Source organism: Bacillus cereus group sp. N14 (genome assembly GCF_016483555.1).
In the GTDB taxonomy this organism is placed as follows: Bacteria; Bacillota; Bacilli; order Bacillales; family Bacillaceae_G; genus Bacillus_A; species Bacillus_A wiedmannii.
In genome coordinates this window covers 167726-182736 of sequence record NZ_JAEHBQ010000006.1, presented here as the reverse complement: position 1 = coordinate 182736, position 15011 = coordinate 167726, and the positions used below count along the sequence as shown (strand labels likewise).

The window sequence follows — 15011 nt, the reverse complement described above, 5'->3', positions numbered from 1 at the left end:
GTGGAAATTATGCCAACAATTTTAGTTTTAGAAGATGAAATGCCTATTCGTAGTTTTATCGTCTTGAATTTGAAACGTGCTGGATTTTATGTGTTAGAAGCTAGTACGGGAGAAGAGGCGTTACAGATTTTATGTGAACATACTGTTGATGTAGCATTGCTTGATGTAATGTTACCAGGAATTGATGGTTTTCAAGTTTGTAAATCCGTCCGGGAAGAAAATAAAAAAATAGGTATTATTATGTTAACCGCACGCGTACAAAATGAAGATAAAGTACAAGGACTAGGAATTGGTGCAGATGATTATATCGCAAAGCCGTTTAGTCCAGTGGAACTAACTGCACGTATACAATCGTTACTAAGAAGAATAGAAGTACATGATGAAAAAGCGAATACAATCATATCTGGCCCGTTTTCGTTAAATGTTATAGAAGAAAGATTATATAAAAGTGGACAATTAGTTGATTTAACCCCTACAGAGTATATGATATTACAGTATTTGATGGATCAGGCTTCAAAGCCGGTTTCACGTGATGAAATTTTAAATATGATTTGGGGAACGAATTATGTAGGTGAGACGAAAGTAGTAGATGTAAATATGAGGCGGTTACGCCAAAAGATAGAATGTAATCCATCAGAACCTGAATTTATTCTTACTGTGTGGGGAAAAGGATATGTGTGGAAGGAAAGTATAAGATGAAAAGAAAAGTGACTTTATATTTTATGACGGTCATTATACTTATGCTTGTATTATTTGAAGTCGTATTTTCAGTCTCCATTTATCGATATTATTATAATGGTATTGTGCAATATATAGAATCTCATGCGAAGACAAGTACGCGATTTTTCTCTGAATACAATTCACTATACTTTATTCGATTGCAAGAATACAGCGGGGATATAATTGAGAGCTTTCAGTTAGAAGGAACCGAATTACAATTAATTGATCGGCATGGTACGATTATACAATCGTCAAGTGGACAAAAGGTAGAAGGTAAAGTAGTTATTCCATATTCGTTACTAGAAGGAGAAATGTATCATCAAGTGACTGCTACGAAAGACAATGTGAAACAATTGGAAGTGATTAGTCCACTTATTCATCAAGGACAAACGATCGGTGCTTTGAAATATACAACTGTTTTAACGAATGTAAATGCAAAGATTATTGAAATTATTATGTTTACTATTTCAGTTGGAATTGTCATTTCTGGTATCGTATTCTTAATCAGTAGACGATTAGCGAATTCGTTTGTTAAACCTATCGAATCTATTATTCATGCTTCTTCACAAATTGCAGAAGGTACATTAAAGAAGAAAATTAAAGAGGATTATCCAGGTGAATTAGGTGAGTTAGCACATAGTTTAAATCATATGTCTAATAAAATAGAAAAAGCGGAACAGATGAAAAATGAATTCATTGCTTCTATTTCTCATGAAATACGAACGCCTTTAACTGGAATTAAAGGTTGGAGTGAGACGTTAAAAACGGTAGATCATTTAACAGAAGAAGAGATAAAGCAAGGCATGGGAATTATTTCAGGTGAGACAGACCGATTGATTCATTTAGTAGAAGAATTGCTAGATTTTTCAAGATTACAATCAAATCATTTCAATTTATATAAACAAAAGGTGCAAATATACGATATACTAGAGGAGACGATTTGGCAATTAACTCCTAACGCTGAAGAGAAACAAATTCAATTTATTAATACGATAGAAAGAATTGAATTGATGGGAGATCGAAATAGGCTAAAGCAAATTTTCTTGAATATTGTTCAAAATGCTATTAAATATTCACATGAAAAAGGTACAATACACATTGAAGCGACTAACAATGAAGGACAAGTAGTGATCAAGGTGAAAGACGAAGGGATTGGAATTGCTAAAGAGCATTTACCATATATAGAACAGTCATTTTACCAGATTAATAACCATGCTACAGGTGCTGGTCTCGGTTTAACTATCGTTAAAAAAATGGTAGAGCTTCATGGAGGCACACTTAGTTTTATAAGTAAAGAAGGAATAGGAACAACCATTTTAATAAAACTCCCATTATAATACATATATATGTCTGTTTATATAGTGTAATAAAATAAATAGATGTATAATTATATTGGGTGATTTATATATAAGATTAATAGGGAGAGGAATTCGATAGAATGGAAAAAGCTTTTAAAGTTAAACGAGTAGTATTCGGATTAATAGCGATTGCAGCAGTAGCTATAGGGTATTTCATGTTTCAATCCATTACTTCACCAGCAAAGGCTGTTGCAAAACAAGAAAACGTAGTACAGCTTGCAAGTGAACAACCGAAAGTAGAAATGAATAAAACGGCACCAAGTCGTTTTAATGGAAAAGAAAGAAAAGTTGCTTATCTTACATTTGATGATGGCCCAGGGAAATATACGGCTGAATTGTTAAATATGTTAAAACAGCATGATGCGAAGGCGACGTTCTTTTTAATTGGAGCGAATGTAAAAGGATTTCCGGATTTAGTGAAACGTGAAAATGCAGAGGGTCATTATGTAGGTATGCATAGTATGACACATAATTTTGCAAAGTTATATAAAAATGGCGAGTATGTAAATGAAATGAAAGAAGATCAAAGCTTAATCGCAAATATTATTGGAAAATCACCTAAATTAACACGTCCACCATACGGTTCGATGCCTGGATTAAATGAAGGTCTTCGAAATAAAGTAGTAGAGGGCGGTTTTAAAGTATGGGATTGGACAATTGATTCATTAGATTGGAAATATAACAAAATGCAAGTTGATGCAGCGGCAGCAGAAATTGCTCAAAATGTAATAACAAATGCAACAAAACCACAGGAAGTTATTTTAATGCATGACATTCACCCACAATCAGTTGCTGCTGTGCCAGCAATTTTAAAAGGGTTAAAAGAAAAGGGTTATGAGTTTGAAGCTTATCATGAAGAGAGTCACTTCCCAGTGAATTTCTGGCATGATAACCGTATGTAATGGAGGAATGAACGTTGAAGTATGGAAAAGTAGCAGTAGTTGGAGCACTGTCAGTAGGACTATTAACAGGTTGTTTCGGTGAAAAACCAGAAGAAAATCTATATACAGCTTTTGAAACAGCAGCGACACAAGAAAAATCATTAGTTGATGAAGCGAAGAAGTTAGAGAAATTAGAGAATGAAGGTCAAGAACTATATTCTCAAATTTTACAAGAAGGTAAAGATCATAATGACACTGTTATGAAGAAGATAGAGCAAGCTACTGCAAATATAGATGACCGTGAAAAAGTATTAAAAACTGAGAAAGAAATGCTAGAAAAAGCTCAGAAAGAAACAAAATCTGTTCAAGGAAATATAGAGAAGCTTGAAGATAAGAAGTTACAAAAACAAGCGAAAGCAGTAGGAGAGTCGTATCAAAACCGTTATGATGCATTCCAAAAGATGAATGAAAATTATACGAAGGCGTTAGCGACTGAAAAAGAACTGTATGAAAAATTAAAAGTAAAAGAAACGAAATTAAAAGAGATTGGTGAAAAAGTTAAGGCTGTTAATGAATTAACTGTGGAAGCACAAAAATCAAAAGAGCAATTTAACAATTTTACAAAAGAGTATAATGACAGTAAATTAGCATTCTACAAAGATGCAGAGATTAAGATTAAAAATCAGAAATAAAGAAGAATCTTAATCATAATAAAAAGCCGGAGAAACATCGTTACAAATGTTTTTTCGGTTTTTTACGTTGAATGAATAGAAAAGACTGGAATTGATATCATAAAAGAGTTATAGTGAATTATTCCAAGGGAAACATTGTAAAGTAAGGAGAATGGAAATATGTCATATGAATTTTTACTCAAATTAGGTTTAGCGCTCTTTTTAGGATTATTCATCGGGATAGATAGGCAGCTAAAGAATAAACCGCTTGGTGTGAAAACAAGTATGGTTATTTCTGTAGCAAGTTGTTTAATTACGATGGTTTCAATTGAAGCCGTACATGTATATTCTGTTCCAGGGCATACAAATATGGATCCAATGCGTCTAGCTGCTCAAATTGTGAGTGGGATTGGTTTTCTTGGGGCAGGTGTTATTTTACGAAGAAGTAATGATGTTATTTCTGGATTAACGACAGCTTCTATGGTGTGGGCTGCTTCAGCTTTAGGTATAGCAATTGGGGCAGGCTTTTATTTACAAGCGACGGTTGCAATGATTTTAATTATTTTAGCAATTAACGTACTTCCACAACTTGTGAAAATTGCAGGTCCGTATTCATTAAGACAAAAAGATTTATCTATAAAAATTACTGTAAAAGAGCATCATGAGTTAGATGGTATATTTAAGCAAATTAAAAATTTAGGTATGCATGTGAAACGCGTAAAAATTAAAGATATAGATGGTGGAGCATTTCAGCAATTGGAAATGGTTATTTTAGCTCCAGAAGATTTATATACAACAGAGTTATATAGTTCCTTGAAAGAGATTGATCGTGTTGTTTCAGTTGAAGTGGAAAGTAGATAATTGTGATAAAAAAGAGTGAAGTGCATTCACTCTTTTTTTATTTGGATTTTTAAGGAAAAAAATTGATATAATGATGAATAACAAGGGGGAGAAATGATGGAAATACATATTAGAAGAGCGATAAAAGATGATATACGAGGTATAGCAAAGGTGCATGTTGATAGCTGGAAAACAACGTATAAAGGGATATTTGCTGACGAATTTTTAGAAAATATAACATATGAGCAACGAGAAAAACAATGGGAAAACATTTTTCAACAAGAAGATACATACCAATATAGATTTGTAGCAGAGACGTCAGATGAAACAATAATCGGATTCATTGACGGGGGAGTGGAAAGAAGTGGTGCATATAATTGTGATGGGGAATTATATGCAATCTACCTTTTACAAGAGTATCAAGGAATGAAAATAGGACAAAAGTTATTTCAATCTCTATTATCAGAATGTATAAATAATGATATGCAATCACTTTTAGTATGGGTTGTTACGAATAATCCTTCTAAAAATTTTTATGAAAAATTTAATCCAGAAAAAATTGATACAAAATTTTTAGAGCGAGTACAGGTAGAAGAGACAGCCTATTGTTGGAGAGATATAAATAATATTATTATGTAAACTTATTCTTTGAAAGAGGTATGCCAATTAAGGTATACCTCTTTTGTTTAACTATTTTGGATGGATTACTAATGAAAAATAGTAAGTATGTAGTTTGAAATTGAGTATTTTTTACGTGAATTTTTAACTAGATTAAAGAAAAGATAGAAAACAAGAAAAATTAAATTAGATAAAAAAATTCTGAAATATACTATTGAATTGAATATCATTATCAATTAGAATCATAATTGATAACGATATTCAATTGTTGTTTATTATATAAAATTTCGATAGCTTTAATATAAAGAGGAGGACCAATATGCAGCATGCGAAACAAATCGCAGAACATGCAACATTACAAAGTTTTTTAAACTGTTATTTAAGAGAAACAGGGAGTGGAGAATGGATTACAGAGGATGAAAAAATGAAAAGTATCTTCAGTAATACGTTGAATAGAGGTATAGTCCCCACATATTTATATTGTCGGCTATCGGCACAACACATTACTTTGTATGGAGAAGTTATATATAAATCAGCAACAGATCGCCATTTGTTTGGAGAACAATTTTATTATCAAATGGGAGAAAATAAGAATGTTATAAAAGCAGATTACGTTACTGTTATTACATTCTTAATAAAAGAGATGTCTATCAACTACGGAGAAGGGACGAATCCTGCTGAACTTATGCTTCGAGTTATTTGTAGTTGTCAAAATATTGAAGAATTTACAAAGGAGAGAATAGAAGATACATCTGCATTATACGGTTTCCATACAACTTTTATAGAGGCAGAGCAATCTTTATTATTTGGACATTTAACGCATCCAACCCCAAAGAGTAGACAAGGTATTTTGGAATGGAAAAGTGCAATGTATTCTCCAGAATTAAAAGGAGAATGTCAGCTTCATTATTTTAGGGCACATAAAAGTATAGTAAAGGAAAAATCATTATTATTAGATTCTACAACAGTAATTCTAAAAGAAGAGCTATGTAATGATGAGATGGTTTGTAAAGAATTTATATCGAAGTATTGTAATGAAGATGAATATTCATTACTTCCAATTCATCCGCTTCAGGCAGAATGGCTATTACACCAATCATACGTACAGGATTGGATAGAGCAAGGAGTACTTGAATATATCGGTCCTGTCGGTAAGTATTATATGGCAACATCATCACTTAGGACGTTATATCATCCCCAATCAAAATATATGCTTAAGTTTTCATTCCCAGTAAAAGTAACAAATTCAATGCGTATTAATAAATTGAAGGAACTAGAGAGTGGTCTTGAAGGAAAGGAAATGCTAAATACAGCAATTGGTGAAGTGTTAGATAAGTTTCCAGGTTTTGATTTTATTTGTGATCCAGCATTTATTACATTAAATTACGGGGCAAAAGAATCTGGATTTGAAGTAATTATACGAGAGAACCCTTTTTATGGTGAACATGCAAATGACGCTACTTTAATTGCTGGATTAGTTCAAGATACTATACCTGGGGAACGTACTCGTTTATCGAATATTATTCATCGACTAGCAGATTTAGAAGGTAGAAGCTGTGAAGAAGTAAGTTTAGATTGGTTTAGACGATATATGAATATTTCTTTAAAGCCAATGGTATGGATGTACTTACGTTATGGTGTTGCATTAGAAGCGCATCAGCAAAATAGCGTTGTTCAGCTAAAGGATGGTTATCCGGTCAAATATTATTTCCGTGATAATCAAGGGTTTTATTTCTGTAATTCAATGAAAGAGATGCTTAATAATGAGTTGGCTGGCATTGGAGAACGTACTGGAAATCTATATGACGATTATATTGTAGATGAGAGATTTCGTTACTACTTAATTTTTAATCATATGTTTGGTCTCATTAACGGTTTTGGCACAGCAGGATTAATTAAGGAGGAATTTCTTCTCTCTGAATTAAGATCTGTACTTGAATCGTTCCTTCCGTATAACCGTGAACCTTCTACCTTTTTAAGAGAATTGTTAGAAGAGGATAAGTTGGCATGTAAAGCAAATTTATTAACGAGATTTTTCGATGTCGATGAGTTAAGTAATCCTTTAGAACAGGCAATTTACGTACAGGTACAGAATCCGCTCGTTAGAGAAGTGGCTGTTCGTTCATAAATAACGTTAAAATTTCATGTAATACAAATAATGGTATTTTTTCGTAAGGCGGAGGGAGTTATGAGAGTGGACATGTATCATACGAGAATATTGAAAGCGCTTGAATCAGAAGATTACATTTCAGTACGAAGAAGAGTGTTACGTCAATTAGTAGAGTCGTTAATTTATGAGGGGATTATTACGCCAATTCGCATAGAAAATGAAGAACAAATTCTTTTTCTTATACAAGGACTTGATGAGGACAACAAAAGTGTCACGTACGAATGTTACGGAAGAGAACGAATGACATTTGGACGTATCTCTATAGATTCATTAGTAATAAGAGTTCAAGAGGGAAAACAAGAAATACACTCAGTCTCTCAATTTTTGGAAGAAGTTTTTCGGATTGTTAACGTAGAACAAACGAAATTAGATTCTTTTATTCATGAATTAGAACAAACGATATTTAAAGACACGATTGCTCAATTTGAAAGAAATAATAAAGAAGAATACACTCAAAAATCTTACGATGAGTTTGAAAGTCATTTAATAGACGGCCATCCATATCATCCTAGTTATAAAGCACGCATTGGGTTTCAATATCGTGACAATTTTCAATATGGATATGAATTTATGAGACCAATAAAAATTATATGGATTGCAGCGCATAAGAAATATGCGGCTGTAGGTTATGAAAATGAAGTAATCTATGACAATATTTTAAAAGGTGAGATAGGCGCGCATACATTAGAAACGTATATGGAACGAATTCACAGTGCGGAATGTAATCCAAAACAGTACGTGTTTATACCTGTTCATCCTTGGCAGTGGGAGAATTTCATCATTCCAAATTACGCTGACCATATACAGGATAAAAATATAATTTATTTAGGACAATCGGCGGATGATTATTGCGCGCAACAATCGATGAGGACGTTAAGAAATGTTACGAATCCAAAGAGACCATATGTAAAGTTATCGCTGAACATACTTAACACTTCAACACTCCGTACGCTGAAACCATATTCAGTTGTGAGTGCACCAGCTATATCGAATTGGTTAAGTGATGTCGTAAGTCAGGATTCTTATTTAAGGGATGAATCGCGCATTATTTTGCTAAAGGAATTTTCGAGTGTAACGTATGATACGAATAAGAAAGCCACATATGGTTCGTTAGGATGCATTTGGCGTGAAAGCGTTCATAAATATTTAAATGAGAAAGAGGATGCGGTTCCCTTTAACGGCTTATATGCAAAAGAGAAAGACGGGACACCAGTTATTGATGCATGGTTAAACAAATATGGGATAGAAAATTGGCTACGATTACTGATTCAAAAAGCGATCATACCAGTTATACATCTTGTTGTAGAGCATGGAATCGCATTAGAATCACACGGACAAAATATGATTTTAGTTCATAAAGAAGGGCTACCTGTCCGTATTGCATTAAAGGATTTCCATGAAGGACTTGAGTTTTATCGTCCATTCTTAAAAGAAATGAATAAATGTCCAGACTTTACTAAAATGCATAAAACGTATGTGAATGGGAAAATGAATGATTTCTTTGAAATGAATCGTATTGAATGTTTACAAGAGATGGTATTAGATGCACTGTTCTTATTTAATGTAGGAGAATTAGCTTTCGTACTTGCAGACGAATATGATTGGAAAGAAGAAATTTTTTGGATGATAGTTGTCGAAGAAATTGAAAATCATTTTAGAAAATATCCACACTTGAAAGATAGATTTGAAAGTATTCAGCTATACACTCCTACATTCTATGCTGAGCAATTAACGAAGCGACGATTATATATGGATGTGGAATCGCTTGTTCATGAAGTTCCAAATCCATTGTATAGAGCAAGCCAACTTATGAAACAAAAATCAGTTGTTACAGGGGGAAATTATGCTAATCGTTAATAAACAAGAGTATAGCAAAAGTGATTTTGATTTGAGATTACAAGTTTATGAGGAAATGGAACAATTTCAAGAAGCAGAAGGAAATAGATTTGCGCTTTGTCTGAAAGATCCATTCGATATTATTACGCTTGTGTTTTTCTTAAAAGAAAAGAAATTATCAGTATTGCTTATACATGAAGATACGCCAAAAGAAACGGCTATTGAAATGGCAAAGCGTGCAAATTGTATCGGGATATTATATGGAGAATATGGCGATTTTACGAAATTAGAAGTAGTGAACGCTTTACTAGAAGAGCCTTCTTTATTGCAATATAGTTCTGGAACAACAGGAGAACCAAAACTGATTCGTAGAGCATGGGCGGAAGTGGATACAGAAATTACGGCTTATAATGAAGCTTTAAACTGTGAAGTAGATGAAGTGCCGATCGTTATGGCTCCTGTTTCACATTCATACGGACTCATATGTGGTACGTTATCCGCAATTACGCGGGGAAGCAAACCTATCATCATTACGAATAAAAACCCTAAATTCGCATTAAATATAGTTCGCAATACAGAAAAACATATCATTTATGCAGTACCGCTTATGTTACATATTATGGGGAGTTTCCCGCAAGGAACGTTTCAGTTTCATAAAATTATGACATCCGGAGCACCTTTACCAGAAGCATTATTTTATAAACTAAAAGAAATGACAACATATATGATGCAGCAGTACGGTTGTTCTGAAGCAGGTTGTATTAGTATATGTCATGATATGAAAAGCCATTTAGATTTAGGAAATCCACTACCTCATGCGAGTATAAGTATAGGTTCAGATGAAAATATGCCTGAAGAAATTGTAGTGAAAATGAGCGGTAAAGAAATTTTCACGAAAGATTTAGGGTATAAGTCTGAGCGAGGCCTTCATTTTATGGGGCGCATGGATGATGTGATTAACGTTTCAGGATTAAAAGTCTTTCCTATAGAAGTAGAAGAAACGATGCTTCGACTAGAAGGTGTTCAAGAGGCAATTGTATATCGAGGGAAACATCCTGTGATGGGCGAAATTGTTAAAGCGAAAGTAATCTCTCATGTTGATCCAGTGCGAATAAGAGAATGGTGTATGCAGCATTTACCATCTTATAAAGTTCCGCATGAGATTGAAAGTGTAACTGAAATTCCGAAAAATAAAACTGGAAAAGTAAGTAGAAAATTACTAGAGATGGGAGAGGTTACAACATGAGACGTGAAACATTAAAAAATGAAGTTTTGAAAATTATGACAGAAAAAATGGAGCTAAAAAATGTAACGCATTTAGAAGAAACGATGCGTTTAAACCAAGATTTATATATAGATTCGGTAATGATGTTACAACTCATAGTCTACATAGAAATGGATATAAAGTTATGCGTTCCGGAGGATGAAGTAGATCCAAAGGCATTTCTTACTGTAGAATCTTTGCTTGATTTTATGGAGGAGTTACAACCGCTACAGGAAGTAAATGTGAATAACTAACCTTTAGGAAAGTAGATGAGAGTATGACTTCAATTAAAGTGCACTGTTTAGTGAGTTGTTTTTGTGAAATTATAAAAAGGCGTAGCGATATAGATTTCCGTCCATTTTATTTTGGATTATGGGACGGCGATTTTGATATAACAGAAGGCGGAATTATTTCGTATCACTCTGAAAACATTAACCATGATAATTACTTACTATGGTATGAAAAATTGTATGGTATGAAAGTGAACGAATGGTATGATCATGCAAAAGATAAAGGTAGCAATGTAGAAACGTTTTTACAATTAGTAGAAAACAAGCCAGAAAATCGATATGTCATTGTAATGGTTGATATGTCTTTATTGCCAGAGAGGGAAAATAAATTCCATCAAAAACCGTTTCCACATTATTTAATGATATCGAAGACAGAGAAAGAAGAAGAATGGTTCATGCTAGATCCTGATTTTCGTTGGGAAGGGAATATGGAAAGAGAAAAAGTGCTTCACTCTGTTCAAGATAACCCATTTGGTGGAGGGTATTTCATTGATGTAGAAGAAATTCAGGAGCCAACAGAAGAAATGGTAGCGAGTTATTTCATAGAAACTTTCAAAAGAAATGACAATGAACTGACTATGGAGCTGAAAAATTTAATTATAAAAATGGCAAATGAAGAAGGCGGGTATTCGCTTTCTGGTCTTGTAGCGGCAGTCAAACAAATACCAGTACTTGCGATTCGTAAATATAGTTATGAACATGCCTTTGCATACTTCCGTGAAACGTTGCAATATTCGGAGCAAGAGTTTGATTATTGGTGTGATCGGGTAGAGGATATTGTACAAGGATTTACAAATGTACAGTATCGAGCAATTAAAATGGCAATGACGAATAATAAAGGTATGTTATTATCAATTGTTGAAAAGTTGGATGAAATGAATGCAATTGAACTGCAAATTAAGGCTGAATTAGAGAGACAGTTTGTATCATGGAAAGAAATGAAAACAAACGAGTCTGTCTTAGCATTTTAAAAACCTAACTGAATTTAAGATAAGGGAGTTCAAACCTATGAAATATTCATTATGTACTATTTCCTTTCGTCATCAATTAATTTCATTTACTGATATTGTTCAGTTTGCATATGAAAACGGTTTTGAAGGAATTGAATTGTGGGGGACTCATGCACAAAATTTGTATATGCAAGAGTATGAAACGACAGAACGAGAATTGAATTGTTTAAAGGATAAAAGCTTGGAAATTACGATGATAAGTGATTACTTAGACATATCATTATCGGCAGATTTTGAAAAAACGATAGAGAAATGTGAACAACTTGCAATATTAGCTAATTGGTTTAAAACAAACAAAATTCGTACGTTTGCTGGACAAAAAGGTAGCGAAGATTTCTCGGAACAGGAGAGAAAAGAGTATGTGAATCGTATTCGCATGATTTGTGAAGTATTTGCTCAGCATAATATGTATGTACTTTTAGAAACACATCCAAATACGTTAACGGATACGCTGCCTTCTACTTTGGAATTATTAGGAGAAGTAGATCATCCGAATTTGAAAATAAACCTTGATTTTCTTCATATATGGGAGTCTGGTGCAGATCCAATAGACAGCTTCCATCGACTAAAGCCGTGGATACAACATTACCATTTTAAGAATATATCGTCAGCAGATTATTTGCATGTGTTTGAACCAAATAATGTATATGCAGCAGCGGGAAGTCGAATTGGTATGGTTCCATTATTTGAAGGTGTGGTAAATTATGATGAGATTATTCAGGAAGTGAGAGATACTGACCATTTTGCTTCACTCGAATGGTTTGGACATAATGCGAAAGATATATTAAAAGAAGAAATGAAAGTATTAACAGATAGAAATTTAGAAGTAGTAACTTCTTAATATAAAATGATGTAAGAGTCTCTCATTGTAGAGACTCTTTTTTTAAAAATACAAATAACCAAAAATTACCATGTATTTAAATTAAAATTTAACACAATTTATATATAAATAAGGAGGTGATTGGTAATGGCTAGAAATCGTAACTCTAATCAATTAGCATCACATGGAGCACAAGCAGCTTTAGATCAAATGAAATATGAAATTGCACAAGAATTTGGTGTACAACTTGGCGCTGATACTTCTTCACGTGCAAACGGTTCTGTAGGCGGTGAAATTACAAAACGTCTAGTAGCGATGGCAGAACAACAACTTGGTGGCGGATATACTCGCTAATTGTAGAAGGTTATAGGAGAAAGGAAGGATTCTTCCTTTCTTTTTTTTTCAATTAATTGGTATGAATATATTGCGAACTGGATTCAAAGAATAGGAATAATACTATATTTTCCCCAATTTCTTTTGTTGTGAATGGGAAGTAGTAAAGATGTAATAGCCCTGGTGGAATGAAAAATTACGTTCCACCAGGGCTATTATATGGTCAGAAATATACGATGAAAGGGTTCCGAAGCCAACATGTTAAAAAAAGAAAACTGTTGTTTAATTGCGCTTGCATCAGTTCCACTTGTTATGACATTAGGGAATTCAATGCTTATTCCAATTCTGCCGACTATTGAAAAGAAATTACATATTTCATCGTTTCAAGTATCCATGATTATTACAATTTACTCTATTGTAGCCATTTTACTTATACCGATTGCTGGTTATTTATCAGATAGATGGGGACGAAAGATGATAATGGTTCCGAGTTTGCTGATTGCGGCTATAGGCGGAGCGGTAACAGGTTGGGTATCATGGAAAGTTGATAATCCCTACACTTGGATACTGATCGGTAGAGCGATTCAAGGTATTGGTGCTGCTGGTGCAATGCCAGTTGTTATACCGTGTGTTGGTGATTTATACAAAGATGAAAAACAAGTTAGTACAGGTTTAGGAATCATTGAAACATCCAATACATTTGGAAAAGTGCTGAGCCCTATTTTAGGATCTGCTCTTGCTGCCATTGTATGGTTCTTACCATTTTGGGCAATTCCAGTTTTATGCATAGTATCAATTGTTTTATTACTTGTTCTAGTAAAGGCAAAGAAACAAGAAGGAGAAGTGCCACCACTTAAAGAGTTTATAAAATCTATTATCTCTACGTTTCGAGAAAAGGGAAGATGGTTAATTGCCATTTTTGTATTAGGTGCAATTATTATGCTTATTTTATTCGGAATTCTCTTTTATTTGTCGACGATACTGGAATCAAAGTATGACATACATGGTATATGGAAAGGTTGTGTACTTGCTATCCCGTTACTTGTACTGTCACTTAGTTCATATATGGCGGGTAAAAAAATTGGAGATAATCAAAATGTAATGAAGAAGTGTATTTATATTGGTTTTTTAATGGCAGCTGCATCAGTCATCATTCCTTTATTTATAAAAGGGATTTATTTACTACTTCTTTGTCTCGTTATTATGGGGATAGGAATTGGTATGGCACTCCCATGTTTAGACGCCCTAATTACACAAGGAATTGAAAAGGAGCAAAGGGGAACAGTTACGTCATTTTATAGTTCCATGCGATTTATTGGTGTAGCAGCTGGACCACCTCTATACTCTTTTTTCATGAAAGGTGCTGACCATGAAGTGTTTTATGTAACAAGTATTTTCGCTGGTATCGGTGCTGTTATAGCAATAATTTGGATTAAACCAGCAAAAGATGCAAAGACGGTAAAACAGAAAACGGAACCTACTTCATAATTTGTAAGAGAATTGCATGGTGTTTTAAGGAACATGCAATTCTCTTTCGTTTATTAAGAATACATAACTTGTTTTAACATATAAAGTGCGACACCCCAAATGATGAGACCCGAAAACTTGTTTAATAATACGATTGTCTTTCCAGTTGAGTCCATTCTTTTTAGAAATTTCCCCGCTAAGGCTAAGCTTATAAACCAAATCCAAGAAACGATAATAGTTGCAAGTGTGAAAGCCCATTTTTCACTTCCTATGTATTGAATAGAATTTGTTCCGATTACACCGATTGTATCTAAAATTGCATGTGGATTTAATAACGAAACCGATGCAGCGAAAAGGATTTGCTTTTTTAATGGCATACTGTTTTCTTTTTTTATATCGTTGGAAGGGTTACTTCTCCAAATAACAAAGCCCATATATAGGAGAAAGAAAAATCCAATTATATATAACGTGTTAGTTAGCCAAGAAAAAGTAAGGAGTACAAGGGAGACACCCTGCACTGCAATCAATATGAGTAACGTATCACATATAGAGGCAGTTAATACTACAGGGGCTGCCCTCCAAATGTTTGGTTGGCTGGCACCTTGGTTAAAGACGAAAACATTTTGGACACCTAATGGAATGATAAGACCAAATGCAAGAATGATACCATGAATAATTGCTTCACTCATCATATTACCTCCTATTTTAATTCAGTATGATAGTGTATATTGTA

Annotated in this window: 15 protein-coding genes; 14 read left to right on the top strand and 1 reads right to left on the bottom strand. The window is 33.6% G+C overall.

Going from position 1 to position 15011, the window contains the following annotated elements:
- Positions 1–9: 9 nt before the first annotated feature.
- The 14 genes from JDS82_RS11865 to JDS82_RS11800 all read left to right on the top strand — a co-directional run bounded on the left by JDS82_RS11865 (position 10) and on the right by JDS82_RS11800 (position 14299).
- Positions 10–699 carry a response regulator transcription factor gene (locus tag JDS82_RS11865; protein ID WP_199713353.1) on the top strand — a complete coding sequence of 230 codons (690 nt, stop codon included), beginning with the start codon at positions 10–12 and terminating at the stop codon, positions 697–699.
- Positions 696–2057, top strand: a complete 1362-nt coding sequence (locus JDS82_RS11860) for a sensor histidine kinase (protein WP_000824505.1) — start codon at positions 696–698, stop codon at positions 2055–2057. Before JDS82_RS11865 ends, JDS82_RS11860 begins: the two co-directional genes overlap by 4 nt.
- A 101-nt stretch (positions 2058–2158) precedes the next feature.
- Positions 2159–2980 (top strand): peptidoglycan-N-acetylglucosamine deacetylase, encoded by an 822-nt coding sequence (locus JDS82_RS11855; protein ID WP_199713352.1) that lies wholly within the window; start codon positions 2159–2161, stop codon positions 2978–2980.
- 14 nt (positions 2981–2994) lie between these two features.
- Complete coding sequence (locus JDS82_RS11850; protein ID WP_199713350.1) at positions 2995–3651, top strand: YkyA family protein; 657 nt, start codon at positions 2995–2997, stop codon at positions 3649–3651.
- A 159-nt stretch (positions 3652–3810) separates the two neighbouring features.
- Entirely contained in the window at positions 3811–4491 is a 681-nt protein-coding gene (locus tag JDS82_RS11845) for an MgtC/SapB family protein (protein ID WP_000119501.1), read from the top strand.
- 96 nt (positions 4492–4587) lie between these two features.
- On the top strand, positions 4588–5109 hold the full coding sequence (locus tag JDS82_RS11840; RefSeq protein WP_000402429.1) for a GNAT family N-acetyltransferase: 522 nt from the start codon (positions 4588–4590) through the stop codon (positions 5107–5109).
- Between the two features lie 298 nt (positions 5110–5407).
- Positions 5408–7216 (top strand): IucA/IucC family protein, encoded by a 1809-nt coding sequence (locus JDS82_RS11835; RefSeq protein ID WP_199713348.1) that lies wholly within the window; start codon positions 5408–5410, stop codon positions 7214–7216.
- 60 nt (positions 7217–7276) lie between these two features.
- The gene (locus tag JDS82_RS11830) at positions 7277–9115 is read left to right on the top strand and encodes an IucA/IucC family protein (RefSeq protein WP_199713346.1); all 1839 of its coding nucleotides are present in this window, start codon (positions 7277–7279) and stop codon (positions 9113–9115) included.
- The gene (gene asbC / locus JDS82_RS11825) at positions 9102–10340 is read left to right on the top strand and encodes a 3,4-dihydroxybenzoic acid-AMP ligase AsbC (protein ID WP_199713343.1); all 1239 of its coding nucleotides are present in this window, start codon (positions 9102–9104) and stop codon (positions 10338–10340) included. The genes JDS82_RS11830 and asbC overlap by 14 nt, the downstream gene beginning before the upstream one ends.
- The gene (gene asbD / locus JDS82_RS11820; RefSeq protein ID WP_199713340.1) at positions 10337–10612 is read left to right on the top strand and encodes a petrobactin biosynthesis protein AsbD; all 276 of its coding nucleotides are present in this window, start codon (positions 10337–10339) and stop codon (positions 10610–10612) included. Before asbC ends, asbD begins: the two co-directional genes overlap by 4 nt.
- Positions 10613–10635: 23 nt before the next feature.
- Positions 10636–11619 (top strand): petrobactin biosynthesis protein AsbE, encoded by a 984-nt coding sequence (gene asbE / locus JDS82_RS11815; RefSeq protein WP_199713337.1) that lies wholly within the window; start codon positions 10636–10638, stop codon positions 11617–11619.
- A gap of 37 nt (positions 11620–11656) precedes the next feature.
- Positions 11657–12499, top strand: a complete 843-nt coding sequence (gene asbF, locus JDS82_RS11810; RefSeq protein WP_199713335.1) for a petrobactin biosynthesis 3-dehydroshikimate dehydratase AsbF — start codon at positions 11657–11659, stop codon at positions 12497–12499.
- Positions 12500–12625: 126 nt separating this feature from the next.
- Complete coding sequence (locus JDS82_RS11805) at positions 12626–12832, top strand: alpha/beta-type small acid-soluble spore protein (RefSeq protein ID WP_000113545.1); 207 nt, start codon at positions 12626–12628, stop codon at positions 12830–12832.
- Between the two features lie 237 nt (positions 12833–13069).
- A complete protein-coding gene (locus JDS82_RS11800) occupies positions 13070–14299 on the top strand; it encodes a bacillibactin exporter BcbE (RefSeq protein WP_199713332.1) in 1230 nt (409 codons plus the stop codon).
- Positions 14300–14352: 53 nt separating this feature from the next.
- Here the strand turns inward: JDS82_RS11800 and JDS82_RS11795 are convergent, their stop codons facing one another.
- Positions 14353–14967, bottom strand: a complete 615-nt coding sequence (locus tag JDS82_RS11795) for a LysE/ArgO family amino acid transporter (RefSeq protein WP_088058235.1) — start codon at positions 14965–14967, stop codon at positions 14353–14355.
- Positions 14968–15011 lie beyond the last annotated feature (44 nt).